This window comes from Psychrobacter sp. UBA2514 (assembly GCF_002341255.1).
In the GTDB taxonomy this organism is placed as follows: Bacteria; Pseudomonadota; Gammaproteobacteria; order Pseudomonadales; family Moraxellaceae; genus Psychrobacter; species Psychrobacter pacificensis.
On the sequence record NZ_DDNS01000008.1, the window covers coordinates 18,015 to 38,704 of the forward strand.

Here is a 20,690-nt window from a genome sequence, read left to right on the forward strand (position 1 = left end):
CTTTAAATTGCCACACCAAATAAGCGACCAATTAACGAGGTTGCCACCATAGCAAGCACGCCCCACACCACGACTCTAGTAGTCGCAGGGATCACAGGTGCACCGCCTAGACGAGCAGAGATAATACCAAGTAACATCAAGCCCACTATTGTCAAAGCCGCGAGTGACCAGACCAGTGTTTCCGCTGGTAACAGTAATATCCCAATAATCGGTAGTATCGCCCCCGCTATAAATGATAGTCCTGAAGCCACTGAGGCATGAATGGGCTTTGCTTCACTAATATCCGTCAGGCCAATCTCATCACGGGCATGGGCTTCTAACGCATTGTGCTCAGTCAAGCTCACGGCCACTTGATGCGCCAAATCATGCTCAAGTCCACGCGCCTCATAAATCTTGGTAAGCTCAAGCAGCTCACGCTCAGCATTGTGCCTCAGCTCATGTCGCTCTTTATCGAGATCCGCCTTTTCGGTATCCGCCTGTGATGAGACCGAGATATACTCGCCAGCCGCCATTGATAATGCACCTGCGGTCAGCGCCGCCATACCTGTCAGCAGCAATGTCTGACTGCTTGTACTGGCAGCAGCCACCCCAACCAATAGACTGGCGGTCGAAATCAACCCATCGTTCGCCCCCAGCACTGCTGCCCTCAACCAATGATTGCGATTGCTCAAATGTGCTTCGTCATGAATAGAATGATGCATAAAATCCTCAAAAGGTAGAAACGCGAATGGGTATGCCCTAGTGTAACTGATACAGACTAATACAGTATGCTTTATGTCTTATAACGGTTTTGAGAGTGCGTTCTTACTGCTGACCGTTACGATAAAGCCTGTTTCTGGTTGAGGGCGGTTGGCAAATGCTAAGGTAAGATTGTGCAGATCGGCAATTCGATTGGCAATTGATAGCCCCAGCCCACTACCTATTTGGGTTTGACCGGCTGGACGATAGAAGCGCTCGCTTAGCCGCGCTAGCTGCTCTGGGTCGACGCCCAAGCCATTATCCACCACTTTGATACTATCAGTATCCAACTGCAGTTCAATCTGGCAGCCCTCTGGGCAATAACGAATGGCATTGTCTAATAGGTTACGGATTAATAGTTTAAACAACACTGGATTAATAAGAATGGGTAAAATATCGGCAGAATTGTCACAGTGTACGGTACGTTTTAATTGGATGTGTTTTTCACGCGCTAAGCGGTTGACGTCGCTCAGCACAGTATCGGTGAGCATCAGCCAGTCTGGACGTTCTAATTGCTCAAAAGGCAACTGCTGTTGCGGCTCTATCTTGGCTAACACCAATAACTGATCGACCAAATGGGTGGCGCGCTCAATACCATCGCTGATTTTTTGCGTGTGATAAAACAGTTGACTGTCGTTTTCTATACCAGACAGCTGTAATAGCTGCTGCTGCAAAAGATCGGCTTGTAGTTTGAGCGCAGCCAGTGGGCTACGCAGCTCATGAGAGGCATCAGCGGTAAAGCGCTGCTCCCGTGCTAGAGTGTCTGCCACTTTCACAAACAACACGTTTAACGCGGTCACTAAAGGCTGAATCTCTTGTGGGACGTCTGCTGTAATCGGACGATCGTCTTGCGGCTTGCGCTGTTCTACCTCAGAACTAATCTGACTTAATGGCATCAGTCCGTGTCGTATCAATCCGATAGTCAAGATCATTAAGGAAAGCAGCCCAATTAACATCGGCAGTACTTGCACAGACATCGCTTCAACAATCATTTCTCTACGAGAGGCAAGGCTTTGACCAATAGCAATCACACGCTCCTCACCCATACCATCGCTACGATAGTCATCATGCGCATAAAACAACCGCCAGCGTTTACTAAAAGGGTTTAGACGCTGATAAATAGCGCTGTCCTCTTCTACAAAACCGCGCTGATCTGGCAAAAAAGAAAACGACTGTCCGTTCTCGTCAGCCGCTAATAAATGACCATCTTTATCCCAAATAGCAAAACCCATGTAATCGTCTTCTGCATCACCCAGATTACCTGACAGCGCCTTACTTTTTAAATTATATATTTTGGCGACAGGTTTTCCATTGTGCTCTGTCTCGTTATTATTGTCGCGGTCACTTTGCTCATCGTCATTGGCGGATATGCCCATCAAATAACGAACCACTTGGGTGATTTGTGTGTCATTCATCTCATTGATTTCGTGCCACAACCGCCAAGCAATAAAGCTCGATGTGATAAGCCACAGCAAAGGCAGCCCAATGAGTAAGGAGATGAACAGTCGCTGCTGGATACTTTTCATAAGCTCATAGGTTGCTCATATATGGTTTGTATATTGAAAGCCAAATTGAATATAAACATATTAATGATTATGGGCTGGATTGAGGTAGTAGCCGATGCCACGTTTGGTTAAAATAAAGTCATTGCCCAGCTTTTTGCGTAAATGATGGATATGTACTTCAATCGCATTGCTCTCAATATCCTGTTGCCAGCCGTAGAGCTTGTCCTCTAAGCTTGCGCGGCTGTGAATCTGTTTGGGATGGGTCAGCATTTGCTCGAGTATCGCCACTTCTTTGATGGTGAGCTCAACGACTTGGCCTTGATAAGAGACTCGGTGATTGTGCGGCCAATAAGCGACGTCACCATAACGAATCTCAGGCTGGCTACGTCCTTGACTGCGCCGTATCAACGCCTGCAGGCGGGCAACCACTTCATCTAGTGCAAATGGCTTGACCAGATAATCATCGGCGCCCGCATTGAGTCCAGCCACGCGGTTGGCAATCGCGTCACGAGCCGTAATGATCAATACCGGCGTATCTAGCTGTTTGTAGCGCCAATTTTGTAGCACCGTCATGCCATCCCCTCTTGGCAAGGTCAAATCAAGTAGCACCGCGTCAAACATACCCTCTTGCAGTGCCATCTCACCTTGCTTGGCATCACTAAACCAATCGACCATCATACCATGACTTTTGAGTCCAACAACGAGACCTTCAGCGATATTGCTATCGTCTTCTATTAATAGTATGCGTGCCATGATTGTCCTATTACGTTATGTACTTTATTGTCTTTTTTATTGTGAGCGACGCGGCGTCACCGTTTTATAACCCGTTATCATCGACTTGATCAGGTTTTGCCGCTCCCAATAGCTCATGGCAATCGCAGAGATAATATGCACCGGCACCAGTAAGTATAAACTATTGGCCAGTATCTCATGAACTTCTTCAAGGACATCTTTACTGGCAAAAATGTTGGCTTCCATCAGATAGCCACTAATACCCAAGCCGATAATCACCGCCCATAACGCAAACATCATCAGGGCAGCTAATGGATTATGACCCAAATGCTGCTCGTCTGTGTGGCGAATACTCAAATCAGATAGGTGGCGTTTGATACGAGACGGCGTGGGGAAAAAGTCACTGAAACGTGCATAACGCGTGCCCACAAATCCCCAAAGTAGACGGACAACCACTAGCCCCACCACGATATAACCGACATATTGATGTAGCTCACTGCCTTCTTCGGTAAACAGCAAATTGGCAGTGATACCAGCCGCGACGGCCCAGTGAGTCACTCTGACCCACATATCCCAAACTCGTACTTGTCGAGTTTTAGGAGTATTTGATAAAGACATATCAGGCTCGTGCGCCGGATTGCTTGTGCTATGTTGGGTCATGACCGTCACTCCTTTAATGGTTCGTTTGTTTTTGACGACGTGATTGCTAAACATCGAATCTAGGCGAGATACCGCTAGTAGACTCGCCATCACATCGTCTGCTCTACCGCTATTACAACAAACAAACCTTAAGAGGAGCTTAGGAAACTAAGAATTCGAACTTTAAAGTAGTGAATAATCTACCTGACATTCATAGATAATTAAAAGTACATTTCAAAACAAGAAATTGAGCAGGCAAGACCACTATTGGCAATATAAATAATACATTTAGAATTTTAACCTGAAAATATATTTAGCATTAGTTCCGCAATAATATTGATAATGAAAATTATTATCAATATAATAACGATTTAAATTACATGCTGGAAATATTCATGCAACTGTCTCGCTTATCTGCTGCGTTATTTAATCTTTCGAATGCATCTGGTTCTTCTCTACGATTAGTATCTATACCTTCGAGATTGGTATCGACTAAACCCCTCTCTTTAAAGACCCTATGCTCAACCTGTCTATCTACTTTTGTCATCGTATTAACAACGAGTCAATCGGCATGGGCACAGGCAGATGATGTAGATGCTCAAACCACTCCTAATGTGGTACTTGATACTATCGTCGTCACTAGTAGCGCTGATGCTTCAGCGGATGGATTGCCAGATGCTTATGAAGGTGGCCAAGTTGCGACCGGTAGCCGCGTCGGAATCTTGGGTAACCAAGACATCATGGATACGCCGTTCTCTACCACCTCATACACCAATGAATATATCACCAATCAGCAAGCCCAAAGTGTAGGCGATCTACTCAAAAAGGATCCTACTGTTCGCGTGGCAAGGGGTTTTGGTAACTTTCAAGAAGCCTACTTTATGCGCGGTTTTATCACCACATCAGATGATACGATGTTTAATGGCTTATACGGTATTTTGCCCCGACAGTATATCGCCACCGAATTATTTGAGCGTGTTGAAGTCCAACGCGGCGCTTCTGCCATGCTAAATGGTGCCGCACCTAGTGGCGGTAACGCAGGTGGTACGATTAACCTATTACCAAAACGTGCTGGCAATGACCCGCTACGTGAAGTGACGCTTGGTTATGGTCAAGGTGACCAAGGTAAGGTCGCGGTAGATGTCAGTGATCGCTTTGGTAGCGATGATGCTATTGGTGTTCGTTTTAATGCTGCTTATCAAGATGGTGACAGTGCTATCGATGATGAGTCGTCGACCTTGGGTCTGGCTGCACTTGGTTTGGACTATAGAGGGGATCAGTATCGCCTATCAGCAGATTTAGGCTGGCAAGACAATAAGCTGTCAGAGACTCGTCCTAGTGTCAATCTTGGTGGGGTGTCTAGTGTACCAAATGCGCCAGATGGCTCAAAAAATTGGGCGCAGCCTTGGACGTACTCAGATGAAAAAGATGTCTTTGGTACGATTCGAGGAGAATATGACTTTAATGACAATATCACCGCTTATGGTGCTTACGGTGTGCGAAGTGGCGAGGAAGAAAACTCACTAGCCACGTTAACTGTCAACAACGTTGATGGTGCGGGTACAGTTTATCGCTTTGACAATACTCGAGAAGATAAAGTACAAAGCGCCGAGCTTGGTCTACGTGGTAAATTACAAACCGGTGAAGTGGCTCATAGCTTAGTGTTGGCCGCAAACCTCTATGATCAAGAAGAAAAAGGCGCTTATGCTTTTGATTTTGGTAACCAACTCGCAACCAATTTTTATCGCCCTACCGACTACACGGAAGTCCCTTTTACAAGTACAACTACGTTTGGCGGCAACTTAGACGATCCAAAATTAACCAATGAAAAGCAGTTCCAAAGCTTTGCGCTAGCAGACACCATATCACTGTTCGACGATAAGCTAAAAACTACTTTAGGCGTGCGTCATCAGAACTTAAAAACCACCAGCTATGATGCCAACACGCAGGCAGAAACGGCTCATTACGATAAGAGTGAGTGGACCCCAAGTATCGGTATTGTCTATCAACCGAATATGGACTGGTCGATTTACGGTAACTATATTGAAAGTCTAGCACCAGGTAAAAGAGCGCCTCTAACTAACGATAATGACGCTGTCACTAATGGTGGTCAAAATCTAGATCCGTACGTGAGTGAGCAAACTGAACTGGGTGTGAAATACGACAATGGCATGATTGGCAGTAGTCTCGCTGTCTTCCGAACTGATGAACCACGTGCTTATATCAACAACTCAAATACGTTTACTGCGGCTGGAGAAAACCGCCATCAAGGTGTGGAGTTGACTGTCTTTGGTAGCCCAAGTGAAAACATGCGCCTCAATGCGGGCGTCAGTTATTTAAGTGCCAAACAAAAAGACACCGGTGATAGTGCATTAGATGGCAATCGAGTGATTGGTGTGCCTACCTTGCAGAGCAATGTTAACATAGAATATGATTTAGCCGCAGTTGAAGGACTGACATTAACGGGCGATATTATCCACACAGGCTCTCGTTATTCGGATAATGCCAATACCTTAAAGGTTGATGGTTATACGACCTTAGACCTTGGTGCACGCTATCGCACTATGCTAGCAGGACAAGACGTTACTCTAAAAGGTGTGGTAACCAATGTCACGGGTGAAGATTATTGGCAGTCAGTAGGCGGTTATGCAGATTCAGGCTATCTAAATGCAGGTGAGCCAACGGCCTTAAAAGTGTCAGCCACATTCAATTTTTAACATATATCAGCTATAGTTGATTCAATTTAAAAGTAGTACAAGGCAGCCCAGTGCAGATGTATATGTAATACTTGAAGCGAGGTTAACGCTGTAATTCTTTTATAGAGAATTGACTATAAAACGTACTTATCTAACGAACTTCAGTAAAAGGGATTAGGTGTGACCTATTCCCTTTTATGCCATCAAACATCCATACTATTACTGAGTCACTATGTCCTCTCGTGCCAGCGTTTCTCTACATCATATGATTTGGGCACAGTATCGTCTGCCCTTTCTAAAAGTCATTTTACTCAACTTAATCAATGCTGCCGTCAGTGTGGGTATCATTGCTTATATCAACCAAACCTTTATCAGTCAGCCTGTGTTCAATACCTTATCGTGGTCGAGCTTAGGGCAGTTTGCTCTGCTCGTACTGCTGTTGCTGGTGACTACCTTTGTATCGCAATATGCACTCACCCGTTTGGGGCACAAGTTTGTCTATGAGCTCAGAACCAAGCTGGTCAAACAAATCATCGATACCACCGTTCCTCAGATAGATCATTTGGGTAGTGCGCGGTTACTTGCCAGTCTATCCTCAGATATTCAGTCTATTACCGTCGCCTTTGTTCGGATGCCGGAGTTGGTGCAAGGCGTTATCCTCTCTGTTGGTGTGGGGTTATATCTGGGCTGGCTGTCGCTACCATTACTGCTGATTGTCATGTTTTGGATTGCGATGACGATTTGGATAAGCACCCTATTGGTCAAGCATGTCTATACACATTTGACAAAGTTGAGAGAGATTAATGACGCCTTATATCAGGATTATCAATCGATTATAGAAGGTCGTAAAGAGCTGGCACTTAACCAACACCGAGCACAAAAACTGTATACAGATGATTTTTTGGCCCATGCTAAATCCTATGAAAAGACTGTCACCAAGTCTGATACTTTTCATTTATCAGCGGTGAACTGGTCAAATATTATGATGTTTGCATCGATTGGGGTGATATTTGCCATATCAAATTATCTCGGCATCTCGATGGGCATCGCCACCACTTTTTCTTTAACGATTCTATTTATGCAGTCGCCGCTGCTTCACGCCGTCGGTGCATATCCAACACTACAGACGGCTCAAGTTGCCCTAGACAAAATACAATCGCTAGAACTGGCTGAGTACCAACCTTTATTTAGAACGGACAACACCAGCCAACACTGGCAAACCATCTCGCTAACTGATGTTAACTATCGCTACAATGTTTCCAATAACAGTGTTTCGAATGCCAGTGATAATGCCAGTGATAATGCCAGTAATAGCAGTGTCAGTAATAGCAATGATACTGGTGCTCAGGCATTAATAGCTAAAGACAGCGATCACTCTGGTAATATTTTAAAAGACGTCAATCTAACGCTACGACGAGGCGATGTGGTGTTTCTGATCGGGGCGAATGGTAGCGGCAAATCGACACTTGCCAAGATTATTACAGGCATTTTCACCCCTACCACAGGTGCGGTAACCATCGACAAACAGCCCGTTAATTCACAGAATAATGCCGATTATAGACAGCTGTATTCTGCCATTTTTAGCGATCAGCATATTTTTAAGCAATTGATTGGCAGACAAGGACGGCAGCCAGACAAAGCACTGGTCAATGCGTGGCTGCATAAATTGGACTTACAAGATAAAATAAGTGTGGCTGACAACCAGCTGTCTACCGATAAGCTCTCGCAGGGACAACGCAAACGCTTGGCCATGCTTATTGCTGTCGCTGAACAAAAAGACATCTTGCTACTTGATGAATGGGCCGCTGACCAAGACCCTGCGTTTCGCCGCGTGTTCTATCAAACCCTAATCCCTGAGTTAAAAGCACTCGGTAAAACGCTGTTTATTATCAGTCACGATGATGGTTACTTTGAGCATGCAGATCGACTGTTACTCATGAAAGAAGGCCGCCTCATTGAGTTAAATGCTGAAGAGCGACAGCGGGCGAGTAAAGATGCCATTGCCATGTTGGCGTAAGAACGAATTTCACATCATTTGAGAGAAGATTTATTTTCAAACATTAATGATAATTATTATCATTAATGTTATTATTTATTTTCTTTTGTTTTCGACATCTAATCACAACTCACAAGGAAATATAATGCGCTTTGTCTCAACGTCCAAATCCATTCGTCAAAAACGTTTAACTTTAGCCGTCCAACTGGGCTTGGCAATGAGTCTAAGTCATTCAGTCTATGCTGAGAACAGCCCAACTAGTATCGGAAACAATACGGTCGACAATATTGAAAATAACGTGATTGAGACAAGCGTAGAAAATTCTCTTAATACTAATAAAGTGGGTAATGATACGACGGCAGCACCATCAGCTACCTTGGATACAATTACCGTTTATTCAGATGGTTACCGCAGCACCGGTACCAAGACCGCCTTAGACCCTGAAGATGCGCCCATGAGCTATACCCGCATCGATCAGGAGCTGTTACAAAAGCGCCAAGCAGATAGTGTCAACGCTGCTTTGCGTTATGAGCCAGGCATAAGCTCTGAGAGCCGCGGTACAGTCTCTATCTTTGATGAGTACAACATTCGTGGATTTAAAACCTACTCAAACTTTTATGATGGACTGAGACTGCCCTACGATGGCGCTTGGAACCTCATGCCACAAGTCGATGTCTATGCGACTGAAGCGGTCGAAGTGGTGAAAGGGCCAGCGTCCTCGCTATACGGCTATGCTTCACCGGGCGGCATGGTTAACCAGATCGCCAAAACCCCAAAGGGCACGCAAGAAACCGAAGTACAACTGCGACTTGGCAATCAAAACTTAAAAGAGGTAGCGGTCGATACGACAGGACCAGTCAGCGATACGCTTAACTATCGCTTGGTGGCATTAAAACGGCAAAAAGACGGTCAAATGCAAACCACCGAAGAAGAGCGATTGTTGATTAACCCGTCGCTTGAGTGGCAGGCGACTGACGATGTCTCTATGCTTGCCAATCTGTTTTATCAAGATGATCCAGAGATGGTGCCATCCACCCCACTACCCGCTGTCGGTACGGTCTACAACGCCAGCTATGGCAAATTGGGTAGCGATGCTTATGCAGGAGATCGATGGAATCATTTTAGTAAAGAAGTACTGATGCCAAGCGTCACCGTAAACTGGGATATCAATGACAATCTCACCTTTAAGCACATCTTACGCTACACCGATGCCGAAGCTGAGCAGCGCAATATGTATAATAGTGGCGGGTTTGTCGATGGTAGTGACACGATTCTCAATCGCGTGGCGTATACCACTGATGAGCGCATGAAAAACTGGACCACAGACAACCAGCTGGCTTATACATTCGATACTGAAAATACCTCACATAATCTATTGTTTGGTGCTGAGTATCAAGAAACCGACAGTAGCGCGACTTACTATGATGCGGGCGCAGCGGGTACGCCAAACCTTGACCTATCTAATCCAGACTTCTCACAAATAAATAAGGCTACGCTGCCACTAGATACCTATCGTCAAGACGAAGACATCGAGCAAAGCCAGCTTGGGCTCTATGTACAAGATGAGATGCAGTGGCAAGATTTGACCGTGGTCGCAGGCTTGCGTCACGATAAGTTTGAGAGTATCACTGAGCAGACCAAAGCCGCACAAGGCGCGGTGTACGATGCACAAATGATCGATAATGATGCCTCAAAAACCAGTGGTCGTCTGGCGGCCATTTATGATTTGGATAATGGTTTATCGCCTTATGCCAGCTATTCGCAGTCGTTTCAGCCTGTCGTTGGTAGCAACTTTATTACCAATGAAGCGTTTAAACCCACCACCGCCGACCAGCTAGAAGCGGGTATCAAATATCTGTCCTCAGATCGCGCGACCAAAGGCACGCTCGCTGTCTTTGATATCAAGCAAAAAAACGTCGTGGTCGCAGACGAAATCAACTATAGAAGCCAAACTCAGACCGGTGAGATTGAGTCAAAAGGTTTTGAGATATCAGGCAGTCATATGCTCAATGACTGGGTGGATGTTGCGGCAAGCTATAGCTATACCGACGCTGAGATTACAAAAGATGAGTTCAACCCTGACGTGGTTGGCAACACCCCTGCCCAAACGGCTAAGCACAAAGCCACGCTATGGGCCGACTACTATGCGACAGACAAACTCACTCTCAATGCTGGTGTTCGCTATGAAGGTGGGATGCAGTTAGACAAACAAAATTCAGATGAGCTACCAAGTGTGACGTTAGTCGATGTCGGCGGTAGTTATCAGATCAATCCGATGCTCACGTTAGGCGCAAGTGTGAACAACCTTTTTGACAAAACCTACGTCGGTGCTTGTTATGATATTAACAATTGCTGGATGGGGCCTGAGCGTGAAATGTCGGTCAGCCTAAAAGCCAGTTTTTAAACCTGATTTTTTGAACTTAGCAACACGCCCTAATAAAATCATCCACTTTCTACAATCATTTTTACCCATACATTTTTAAGACAGTCGATCATCAAAGTAATATGCTAGCCTTACAAGCTATCAGATGATAACAAACCATGCTTTGCGCACTATCGTTACATGCTAAAAAAGAAGGACATAGCAAATGGCAAAACCTACCCCTAGATTACTCGATGTGATCGGTAGCAAATACCTCACCCCAAATATGTGCCGCATTACTCTTGGCGGTGCAGGTTTAATAGACTTCCCGACAGATCAAGAAAGCGCTTATATCAAACTGATATTTCCTCAAGGCGACGACATCAAGCCATTGATGCGTACCTATACCATCATCGCTCAGCGTGATGATGAGATAGACGTTGATTTTGCATTACATGAGGCTGAAGGCCCTGCGTCGATATGGGCACGCAACACTAAAGCTGGCGATCAAATATTGGTGGGCGGCCCTGGCCCAAAAAAACTCATCAACAATGACGCCGATTGGTTTTTATTGGTCGGTGATATGACAGCATTGCCAGCGATCACGGTCAATTTGGCACAATTGCCTGCCGATTCTCGCGGCTATGCCGTGCTTGAAGTGACGACTACAGCAGACCAGCAAACACTCAAAAAACCAGATAACGTCGAGATTCAATGGGTGGTCAACCCTCATCCAAATGCAGACAGCAGTCCATTACTTGACTGCGTCAAATCACTGACTTGGCTTGAGGGACAGCCCGCGGTTTGGGCGGCTTGCGAGTTTCATAGTATGCGAGTATTGCGCCAATACTTCAAAGTTGAGCGCGACGTACCAAAGACGCATCTATATGTGTCTAGTTATTGGAAAGTCGATAGCACAGAGGATCAGCATAAAGTGGTGAAAAATCAGGATGCCCTAACAGCAGATCTATAAAAGCTTATTTAATGAATATTTAAATGCAAAAGACGCAGCTTATATAAGCCGCGTCTTTTTATAAATCATCACCTATTATGCTTCGACGACTTTTGCTTCTTTATCCACTCGGCTAATCGTCAGCCCCGTAAAGCCAAACACCAATGTTAATAGCAATGACAAATAACAGAAGAACGCATAGGGCAAGTAATCCAGTACTGGCACCCCTAACGCCTGACTGATAAACACCCCGCACACACTCCATGGCACTAATGGATTAATCACCGTCCCTGCATCCTCAATCGTCCGAGACAAATTCTTCGGATGCAGGTGCAAACGCTCAAACGTTGACCGAAATGCCGTACCGGATAATAAAATACTCAAATACTGCTCCCCGATCAGCACATTAATGCTCAGTGCCGACATGGCCGCCGCAAAGATCGCCCGTCCTGATGTCGTCAGTGTATCTTTAATACCAGACAGTAGTGCAGGTAGAATCCCTAGTGCTGTTAGTAACCCGCCCAAACTCAATGCCAGTATCACAATCGCTTGGGTAAAGAACATACTCTGTACACCGCCGCGCGACAGCATACCACCCACCTCACCCAGCTCTAATGACTCAGCAGGGACATAGCCGGCAAACAGATAACCACCTAATTGACCAAAGCTGGGTGAGCTGTGCATATAAGTAATGATCAGCGCCGCGGCAATCGTACAGATAATCGTATAAATCGCATTGACCCGAAACAATGCCAATCCAACCAATATCACAAAGGGCTGTACCGAATACCCATGCACCAAGCCACTGTCAATCAGCTGTCCTTGTAGTATGGTCACTTGACTCAGATCAGCACTGACGGTCTGACCTGAGAATATCCAGAACAAAATTACTGTCAGTATCCACGCAGGTACTGTCGTATACATCATATTGCGAATGTGCTCAAACAGATCAATACCGACCACAGAGGACGCAATGGTACAGGTATCCGACAAGGGCGACATCTTATCACCAAAGAACGCACCTGATACCACCGCCCCAGCCGCTATCGCCACATTGGCATCAAAGGCATTACTCATGCCGATAAAGGCTACACCCAAGGTAGCTGCAGTGGTCAAGCTACTGCCCAGGGCGATACCGATAATAGAGGTGAGGATAAAGGCGGAGATATAGTAATACTCAGGAGAGATGAGCTGAAAACCAAAGTACATCAAGGTGGGTATGGCCCCTGACATCATGAGGGCGGCGACCATGAGGCCAATAAAGAAGAATAGATAGATGGCGCCGATACCGCGCATGACGCCTGAGGCCATTTGTGCTTGCATGTCGTTAAAGCTCAGACCTTTGGTCATACCGATAGCCAGCAATACACAAATGGCAAGGATAAGAGACAGGTGCGGCACCCAACCAAAGCCAATCATGGTAATACCCATGATGGCGATGACGATGGCTGAGATAATAAAGGCAAGCTTGGCGCTGATCTGGGTGAGCGGTTTTGGTGGCATGACACATCCTTAAAATGCCAGCTCAAGCTGGCATTAGATTGGGTTTGAGTTTGGAAGAGTTAGAGAACTGGTTTGCTAGTGAATAACCGAATGACTGATGCGTTACTTATCAAGTAACGCATCGGTTTTAGCCGCCATGACGAAGTCATTACGATGCAACCCTTTGATACTATGTGACCACCATGTGACGGTCGCTTTGCCCCACTCTACCAATATGCCGGGATGATGCCCTTCTGCTTCAGCAATGTCTGCCAATTGATTGGCAAAATCCATCGCTGCGACGAAGTTTTTAAATTTGTACTGACGCTGCAACTGCTGAATACCCTCCACCTCAATCAATGACCAATCAGGAATTTGTGTCAATAGCTCGCGTGCCTCGGCCTCGTCGACTTTTGGTGCGCCAATACGGCAAGCTTCGCAACTGCTTTGTGATAATACTGTCATGATAATGTCCTTTTATCGAGTTTATTGTTTTGTGATGCTGATTTGTGATACTGAGGTTTGTTGACGCCACTCCACTGCTATGTCCTTATGTAGTAGAGCGGATGTTTATAAAATTTTAATGGGATTTTTCTGGATAGGTCGGCTCAAATAACCCAAGTGACATCGCCTGCTTGACCGTCCCCATGATGTCGCTATCAACGATATCAAATAGCGTATCTAATTCGTCAATCACATAGTAAATCGGCTGTATTTGATCGATACGATAAGGCGTACGCAACACATCAAGCAAATCAAATGCGCGGTGTTCAGGCTGCTGTGTAGGCTTGGGTTGTATTTGGGTTTCTGGCTGGGCATACGATGTCTGATCAAGAGCATAGATGGTTTCAGAAGGCGAGCTTAATATACCGCCGCCGTAGATTCTACGGTCTTTAGGCTGACTACCGACCAAGCCAAACTCAATGGTAAACCAATAGAGCCGTGCCAAAAACCATCTTTCCTCTTTCGTTGCACTCAGACCCAGCTTGCCATACGTCTCATTAAATGCGGCAAAGGCTGGATGAGTCAATAGCGGGCAGTGTCCAACGATTTCGTGAAAAATATCAGGCTCTTCGATATAGTCCATATCCTCAAATCGGCGAATAAACGTTGCCACAGGAAAGGATTTATTGGCCAGTAGTTTGAAGAATTTGCCAAAGCTGATTAATGCAGGCACCGCTGCGGTTTGCCAACCGGTGGTCGCTTGCAATACCTCGTCAATATCATGCAACTGCGGGATATGCGTCGTTGGCAAGTTTAGCTTCGTCAAACCTTCTAGATAGGCAGGACAAGCGCGGTTAGGGATTTGCTCAGCTTGACGCGTAAGCAACGCCTGCCACATTGCATTTTCATCATCACTATAATGAATATGACCATGGCTATCTGACTGATGTGAGATATAGGGCTGCTTTTTATCGGTCGCATTATGATGAGCAGATGCATCACCGCCTTGCTGCTTGGCTACAGAACTATTGGCACCGATGGCTGTATTAGGAGAATCTATCTGTGAGAGGCGTTCCATGCCTGTGTTCCTTTTATCGCAGTGAATATTTGCACTCATACTGATTAGTCAGTGGCTAATATCAGTCACTCATGCAGGACAAGCCAAAATCCTTTTGCCTTGTCCGTTTGTTTTTTAAATTTTTTTTAAATGTAGTGTGATCTACGGCGTTTCTGTTTCTGATTGATTGGTCTCTTGCTGACCGACCGTGCCACGACGCACTTGGTCGCGCTCTATGGATTCAAACAAGGCTTTAAAGTTACCTTCACCAAAACCGTCTGCATAATCCCCTTTACGCTGGATAAATTCAAAAAACACTGGGCTACCCAAGATGGTTTCAGAGAAAATCTGTAGTAGCAGACGCGGTGCGCCGCCCTCTGTCGTACCATCTAACAAGATACCGCGCGTTTGCAAGTCAGCAACGTTTTCACCATGGTTTGGTAAGCGCTCGCTCAGCATCTCGTAGTAGGCTGCATTTGGTGCAGTCATAAGCGGAATACCGGCGGCTTTTAGCATATCGATACTGGCAAACAGATCATCACTGGCGAGCGCAATGTGCTGAATCCCCTCGCCATTGAAGTGCATTAAGTACTCTTCGATCTGACCACCGCCCTGCTTGGCTTCTTCGTTGAGCGGAATACGGATTTTGCCATCAGGGGCAGTCATGGCCTTACTGGTCAGCCCCGTGTACTCGCCTTTGATATCAAAATAGCGAATCTCGCGGAAATTAAAGATACGCTCATAGAATTTTGCCCAGTACGCCATGCGGCCGCGATAAACGTTGTGCGTGAGGTGATCGATGACTTTGAAACCATATCCGACAGGGTTTCTATCGATATCTGCAAAAAACTCAAAGTCAACATCATAGATAGATTCGCCGTCTTTATAACGGTCAATCAAATAGATCAGTGAGCCGCCGATACCTTTAATCGCTGGCAGTCTCAGCTCCATCACGCCTGTTGGCACCTCTACTGGCTGCGCACCCATCTCCACCGCACGCTCGTAGGCTTTTTTGGCATCTTTTACCCGAAAACCCATGCTGCACGCACCAGCGCCATGCTCTTCGACGAAGTAACTGGCTGGGCTTCTTGGCTCACGGTTTAAGATTAGGTTGATGTCACCTTGGCGATATAGCGCCACATCTTTTGATCTGTGATTGGCCACATGGGCAAATCCAAGCTGTTTAAACAATGCATCGACCGCATCAGGCTGCGGAGAAGCAAACTCGACGAAGTCAAACCCGTTTAGTCCCATTGGGTTGTCAAATAAATCTGCCATTGCAATCATCCTTAATGTCAATTGGTGGTAAAAAGTCGATTAGTAATAAAATGCGATAAAACGATTGATAATCAATCTTTATTGTTGACGTTGTATTTATATTAGATTAGCTTTATTTATAAGACTAATTGTTTTTTATGATTTATTTATCAGGTTTACTTATGAATATCAGCATTCGTCAACTGACCGCTTTTATCAAAGTCGCTGACAACGGCAGCTTCACTCGTGCCAGCGAACAGATGTATCTCACCCAATCTGCTGTTAGCGGACTGATCAAAGAGCTGGAGACTGGCCTTGGCATCGTGTTATTTGACCGTACTACCCGCCAGTTGTCGCTATCCGCTGTCGGACGCCATCTGCTGCCACAAGCGCGGCGTATCTTGAATGAGATGCAGCTGTTCGAAAACGAAGCAAGTAGCTTGACCAGCTTGGCGCAAGGTCAGGTGCGCTTAGCGGTGTCGCAGTTTGCGGCATCCTCCCTGCCCGCCGTCATCGCGCAATTTGCTAAGGAATATCCAAATATCGGGGTGTCGCTATTGGATTGCTCAGCAGAAAATTTGCTCAAGCATGTTCAAGACATCGAGGTCGATTTGGGGGTTGGTACTGAACTTGGTTTTATAGAAACTGAAGATGATATCGGTGCTGATCTGTTATACAAGCTGCCGTTTTGCGTGGTTATGCCAGACGATCATGCACTGGCGCAAAAAGACGAAATCACTTGGCAGGAGTTGCTTGATATTCCACTTATCACTCTACAAGGCCCGTTTCTTGAGCAGGTGACAGTCGAGCTGGATGACGCTATCGCCGCTCAGATTCAGCAAGCGCGCTACAAAGTCAACTTTATGTCCACCGCGCTTGAGATGACCCGCCAAGGGTTCGGCATTACCTTATGCCTCCCATATATGCCTGAGGTCATCGATTGGGTCAGCGCCAACGGCTTGCAAATGCGCCCATTGACGCAGCCTATAAAAATGCGCCAGTTCTTTATCTATCAGCGTGCCTCACGGGCGCTGTCTCCTGCAACCATCGCCTTTAAGCAGTTTTTGCAGACCTACTTTGCCACCCACTACAACGACTTGCATCAGCCTGAAACGCTGTCGATGAAGTGATGCATCACACCACAAGCTCATCTGCTAGACAAAGAGATAAGCTATTTGGTGATTTATTTTATTAATTGCGCAAGATAACGCACTCGCGTGTTGAGTTCATCAGCAATTTGCTCTATGATTTTCGGCTGCTTGGTTTATATTCTTATAAGGAAATGGCATGTTTGAACGTATCGATTATTACGCTGGCGATCCAATCTTAGGGCTGATGGAAAAATACTCAGCGGACAATAATCCCAATAAAGTTAATTTAGGCATTGGTATTTATTACGATGAAAGTGGCGTACTGCCTGTACTCGACTGTGTCAAAACTGCCGAAGCGCGTATTGCTGATCCTATTGCCCCGCGCCCCTATCTACCAATGGCAGGCTTGCCTGGACACCGCAAAGGCTGTCAGGAGTTATTGTTTGGCAAAGGCGCACAAATCTTAAAAGACGGTTTGGTTGCGACCACCGCCACTATCGGCGGTTCTGGCGCCCTGAAAGTCGGTGCTGAATTTATTCACCAATGGTTCCCACAGTCCAAGTGCTATGTGAGCGATCCAACATGGGGCAATCATATCGCTATCTTTGAAGGCTCTGACGTTGAAGTGGGTAAATACCCGTACTACGACAAAGCCAATAGCAGCATCAAATTTGATGAGATGATTGCGTTTTTTGAAACATTGAACAAACACGATGTCATCTTGCTACATCCTTGTTGCCACAATCCAACAGGTATGGATTTGACCCAAGCACAATGGGATACCGTGCTCAACGTCATCAAAGCGCATGAATTGATTCCATTCATGGATATCGCTTATCAAGGATTTGGCGAGGACATGGACAGCGATGCTTACGCCATTCGTAAAGCCGTTGAGATGGGCTTGCCTTTATTTGTCAGCAACTCATTCTCTAAAAATTTATCGCTATATGGCGAGCGCGTTGGCGGTCTGTCGGTCGTATGCCCTACCGCAGACGAAGCTGAGCGCGTCTTCGGTCAGCTAAATGCGATGGTACGCCGTATCTATTCAAGCCCGCCATCACATGGTGGTCATGTGGTTGATATCGTCATGAACGATGACGCCCTACATGAGCAGTGGGTTGGCGAGGTTTATGCGATGCGTGATCGTATCAAAGCCATGCGCCTAAAGCTAAAATCGGTACTAGAAGCCAAAATTCCCAACCGTAACTTTGACTACATCACGCGTCAAAACGGTATGTTTAGCTTTACTGGATTGACGCCTGAGCAGGTCGAGCGCCTACAAAGTGAGTTTGGTATTTACATGGTATCCAACTCTCGTATGTGTGTCGCAGGTCTAAATACCAGCAACATCGACTCTGTCGCCAATGCGATGGCAGACGTTTTAAAAGACTAAATTAATCAGACATATAGACTAAAAAATAAAAAAGGCTGAGCGATTGCTTGGCCTTTTTTTGTGCTTAGGATTTGTCTTATCAATCAGTAAGCAAAAGACATGGCACAAAAAAACTTGCAATCAACATATCAATAAATTACATTATAAGTAAATAATTAACTATAACGTAATTAAATAATACTTTTAGCAAGGAGCAAAGCATGTCAACGATTGACAGTACTCTCACCTCTTTTATCGACATCAAAGCGGACTCTGACTTCTCCATCCACAATCTGCCGTATGGTATTTTTAGCGACACTAAAGATAGTGCGCGCCGTGCAGGCGTTGCCATTGGCGATCAGGTACTAGACTTGTCTGTGCTAGAGTCAGAAGGATTACTGAGCCTAAATGGCGGGCCTTATTTTGATCAGTCGACGCTAAACGCTTTTATTGATTCTGGTCGAGACAACTGGACGCAGGCGCGCACGACCATTCAGTCGCTACTGTCTAGTGACAACAGCGACTTACGTGACAATGCCGATCTGCAAAAAAAGGCGCTGTTCAAGCAAGCAGACGTTACCATGCATCTACCTGTTCAAGTACCGGGCTTTACCGATTTTTATTCTTCTAAAGAGCATGCGACCAATGTCGGTACGATGTTCCGCGATCCAAACAATGCCCTGCTACCCAACTGGACGGAAATGCCTGTCGGTTATAACGGACGCGCCAGCACCGTCATCGCTAGTGGAACTGATATCGTACGTCCCTCAGGACAGCTAAAGCCTAACCCTGATGAGCGTCCTGTTTTCTCCGCCTGTCAGCGCCTAGATTTTGAGCTCGAGACCGCTTTTGTCGTTGGTAAAGGCAACCATATCGGTCAACCAATCGCCGTAGACGATGCCGCTGATCATATCTTTGGTATGGTACTGCTCAACGACTGGTCGGCTCGAGATATCCAAAAGTGGGAATATGTCCCTTTAGGCCCATTTAATGCCAAGACGTTCGCCTCGCAAGTTTCTCCGTGGATAGTCACGATGGATGCATTGGCACCATTTAGCACCGCTTGCCCAATTCAAGAGCCTGAACCACTGGCTTATCTCAATGAAAAAGACAAAGAGAGCAGCTTTGATATCAATCTGTCGGTCGAGCTACTGCCTGAAAATGCAAAAACGGCTACGGTTATTTGCGAGACCAATTTTAAATACATGTATTGGTCAATGGCGCAGCAATTGACGCATCACACCATCACTGGCTGCAAAGTTGAAGTCGGTGACATGATGGGCTCGGGCACAATCTCAGGGCCAACGCCTGATTCTTATGGCTCGATGCTAGAGATCGCTTGGAATGCCACCAAACCCGTAGCACTTGAGGGCGGTGAGTCGCGCACCTTCATCGAAGATGGCGATACCGTCATTATGAAAGGCTATAGCGAAAAAGATGGCGTGCGTGTTGGGTTCGGTGAAGTACAAGGCAAAGTACTGCCCGCGCTTAGCTTCGATTTTAACGAATAATAGTTGCATAGACAAAAGGCGTAGTGACAGTAGATTTGAGCCGTTAGAACCATCATGACATTTGGTCTATTAGTACGGGCATCGTTCCTCTTACATTCACACTAGGCCTTATCAAAAGGAGTTGAATATGAGCTTTCAAATTGAAAAAATCCATCATGTGGCTTATCGCTGCAAGGATGCCAAAGAAACGGTCGAATGGTATAAAAAAAACCTCAATATGGATTTTATCTTGGCATTTGCAGAAGACCATGTACCCTCAACCAAAGCCTTTGACCCCTATATGCACGTCTTTTTGGACGCTGGTAATGGTAATGTATTGGCGTTTTTTGAAGTGCCCAACCAGCCTGAAATGGGCTTTGACCCCAATACTCCAAACTGGGTGCAACACTTGGCGCTCAAAGTCAAAGATCGTGATGAGCTGATGGCCGCCAAAGAACAACTAGAACGTGCAGGTATTGATGTCATTGGCGTGACCAATCACGGTATCTTTCACTCGATATATTTCTTTGATCCTAATGGGCATCGTCTCGAGTTGACCTATGACGACCCGACCTCAGAGGACAAAGTCTCGATGATTACAGACGCCATCAAGCACGACATGATAGATGAATGGTCTCGTACCAAACGCGCCCCAGCCCACACACAGTTTTTACACAGTGATGAGTTCGCTGAAGCCCGTGACATTGCGCCTGTCGGAGAGTAACTGCGTCGTCTTTCTACTTGCTACCTTTTTTACATTATCTATCAATCATTACTTTGAAATTAGATAAGTAGTGATCAGTTCAAAATATAGTCAATCAATATTAAAAGTGGTACAAGGCAGACGAGTGCAAGTACTACAGTAGTAGGCTAAACG

16 protein-coding genes are annotated in these 20,690 nt (G+C 45.9%); 8 read left to right on the forward strand and 8 right to left on the reverse strand.

Annotated features, from left to right (window positions below):
- Positions 1 to 2 precede the first annotated feature (2 nt).
- From B3V51_RS02500 to B3V51_RS02515, 4 genes are all read right to left on the reverse strand, one after another.
- Complete coding sequence (locus tag B3V51_RS02500) at positions 3 to 701, reverse strand: VIT1/CCC1 transporter family protein (protein WP_286707911.1); 699 nt, start codon at positions 699 to 701, stop codon at positions 3 to 5.
- 78 nt (positions 702 to 779) lie between these two features.
- Positions 780 to 2,264, reverse strand: a complete 1,485-nt coding sequence (locus tag B3V51_RS02505) for an ATP-binding protein (protein WP_284719342.1) — start codon at positions 2,262 to 2,264, stop codon at positions 780 to 782.
- A 60-nt stretch (positions 2,265 to 2,324) separates the two neighbouring features.
- Positions 2,325 to 2,996 (reverse strand): response regulator, encoded by a 672-nt coding sequence (locus B3V51_RS02510; RefSeq protein ID WP_071001505.1) that lies wholly within the window; start codon positions 2,994 to 2,996, stop codon positions 2,325 to 2,327.
- 36 nt (positions 2,997 to 3,032) lie between these two features.
- Positions 3,033 to 3,635, reverse strand: coding sequence for a cytochrome b/b6 domain-containing protein (locus tag B3V51_RS02515; protein ID WP_212563571.1), 603 nt, complete (start codon positions 3,633 to 3,635; stop codon positions 3,033 to 3,035).
- A 374-nt stretch (positions 3,636 to 4,009) separates the two neighbouring features.
- Here B3V51_RS02515 and B3V51_RS02520 point away from each other — a divergent pair, with 374 nt between their 5' ends.
- The 4 genes from B3V51_RS02520 (at position 4,010) to B3V51_RS02535 (ending at position 11,641) form a co-directional block, all read left to right on the forward strand.
- On the forward strand, positions 4,010 to 6,331 hold the full coding sequence (locus B3V51_RS02520) for a TonB-dependent receptor (RefSeq protein ID WP_286707912.1): 2,322 nt from the start codon (positions 4,010 to 4,012) through the stop codon (positions 6,329 to 6,331).
- 211 nt (positions 6,332 to 6,542) lie between these two features.
- Positions 6,543 to 8,327: an ATP-binding cassette domain-containing protein gene (locus B3V51_RS02525; protein WP_071001504.1), complete on the forward strand. Its 1,785-nt coding sequence runs from the start codon at positions 6,543 to 6,545 to the stop codon at positions 8,325 to 8,327.
- 124 nt (positions 8,328 to 8,451) lie between these two features.
- Positions 8,452 to 10,710, forward strand: coding sequence for a TonB-dependent siderophore receptor (locus B3V51_RS02530; RefSeq protein ID WP_093069199.1), 2,259 nt, complete (start codon positions 8,452 to 8,454; stop codon positions 10,708 to 10,710).
- Positions 10,711 to 10,894: 184 nt separating this feature from the next.
- Positions 10,895 to 11,641, forward strand: a complete 747-nt coding sequence (locus B3V51_RS02535; RefSeq protein WP_093069197.1) for a siderophore-interacting protein — start codon at positions 10,895 to 10,897, stop codon at positions 11,639 to 11,641.
- Positions 11,642 to 11,716: 75 nt separating this feature from the next.
- On the opposite strand, the gene B3V51_RS02540 is transcribed toward B3V51_RS02535, so the two are convergent.
- From B3V51_RS02540 to hppD, 4 genes are all read right to left on the reverse strand, one after another.
- Positions 11,717 to 13,123, reverse strand: a complete 1,407-nt coding sequence (locus tag B3V51_RS02540) for a Na+/H+ antiporter NhaC family protein (protein WP_093069194.1) — start codon at positions 13,121 to 13,123, stop codon at positions 11,717 to 11,719.
- A gap of 102 nt (positions 13,124 to 13,225) precedes the next feature.
- Positions 13,226 to 13,567, reverse strand: a complete 342-nt coding sequence (locus tag B3V51_RS02545) for a 4a-hydroxytetrahydrobiopterin dehydratase (protein ID WP_058024261.1) — start codon at positions 13,565 to 13,567, stop codon at positions 13,226 to 13,228.
- Positions 13,568 to 13,682: 115 nt separating this feature from the next.
- A complete protein-coding gene (phhA, locus tag B3V51_RS02550) occupies positions 13,683 to 14,624 on the reverse strand; it encodes a phenylalanine 4-monooxygenase (protein WP_083328803.1) in 942 nt (313 codons plus the stop codon).
- A gap of 141 nt (positions 14,625 to 14,765) precedes the next feature.
- On the reverse strand, positions 14,766 to 15,881 hold the full coding sequence (hppD, locus tag B3V51_RS02555) for a 4-hydroxyphenylpyruvate dioxygenase (RefSeq protein ID WP_093069189.1): 1,116 nt from the start codon (positions 15,879 to 15,881) through the stop codon (positions 14,766 to 14,768).
- Between the two features lie 161 nt (positions 15,882 to 16,042).
- Between hppD and B3V51_RS02560 the strand changes: the two genes are divergently transcribed.
- The 4 genes from B3V51_RS02560 (at position 16,043) to B3V51_RS02575 (ending at position 20,537) form a co-directional block, all read left to right on the forward strand.
- Complete coding sequence (locus tag B3V51_RS02560; RefSeq protein ID WP_093069235.1) at positions 16,043 to 16,990, forward strand: LysR family transcriptional regulator; 948 nt, start codon at positions 16,043 to 16,045, stop codon at positions 16,988 to 16,990.
- 157 nt (positions 16,991 to 17,147) lie between these two features.
- The gene (locus B3V51_RS02565) at positions 17,148 to 18,344 is read left to right on the forward strand and encodes an aromatic amino acid transaminase (RefSeq protein WP_286707913.1); all 1,197 of its coding nucleotides are present in this window, start codon (positions 17,148 to 17,150) and stop codon (positions 18,342 to 18,344) included.
- A 200-nt stretch (positions 18,345 to 18,544) separates the two neighbouring features.
- Positions 18,545 to 19,834, forward strand: a complete 1,290-nt coding sequence (gene fahA, locus B3V51_RS02570; RefSeq protein WP_071001499.1) for a fumarylacetoacetase — start codon at positions 18,545 to 18,547, stop codon at positions 19,832 to 19,834.
- A gap of 127 nt (positions 19,835 to 19,961) precedes the next feature.
- Positions 19,962 to 20,537: a VOC family protein gene (locus tag B3V51_RS02575; RefSeq protein WP_286707914.1), complete on the forward strand. Its 576-nt coding sequence runs from the start codon at positions 19,962 to 19,964 to the stop codon at positions 20,535 to 20,537.
- Positions 20,538 to 20,690: the final 153 nt, after the last annotated feature.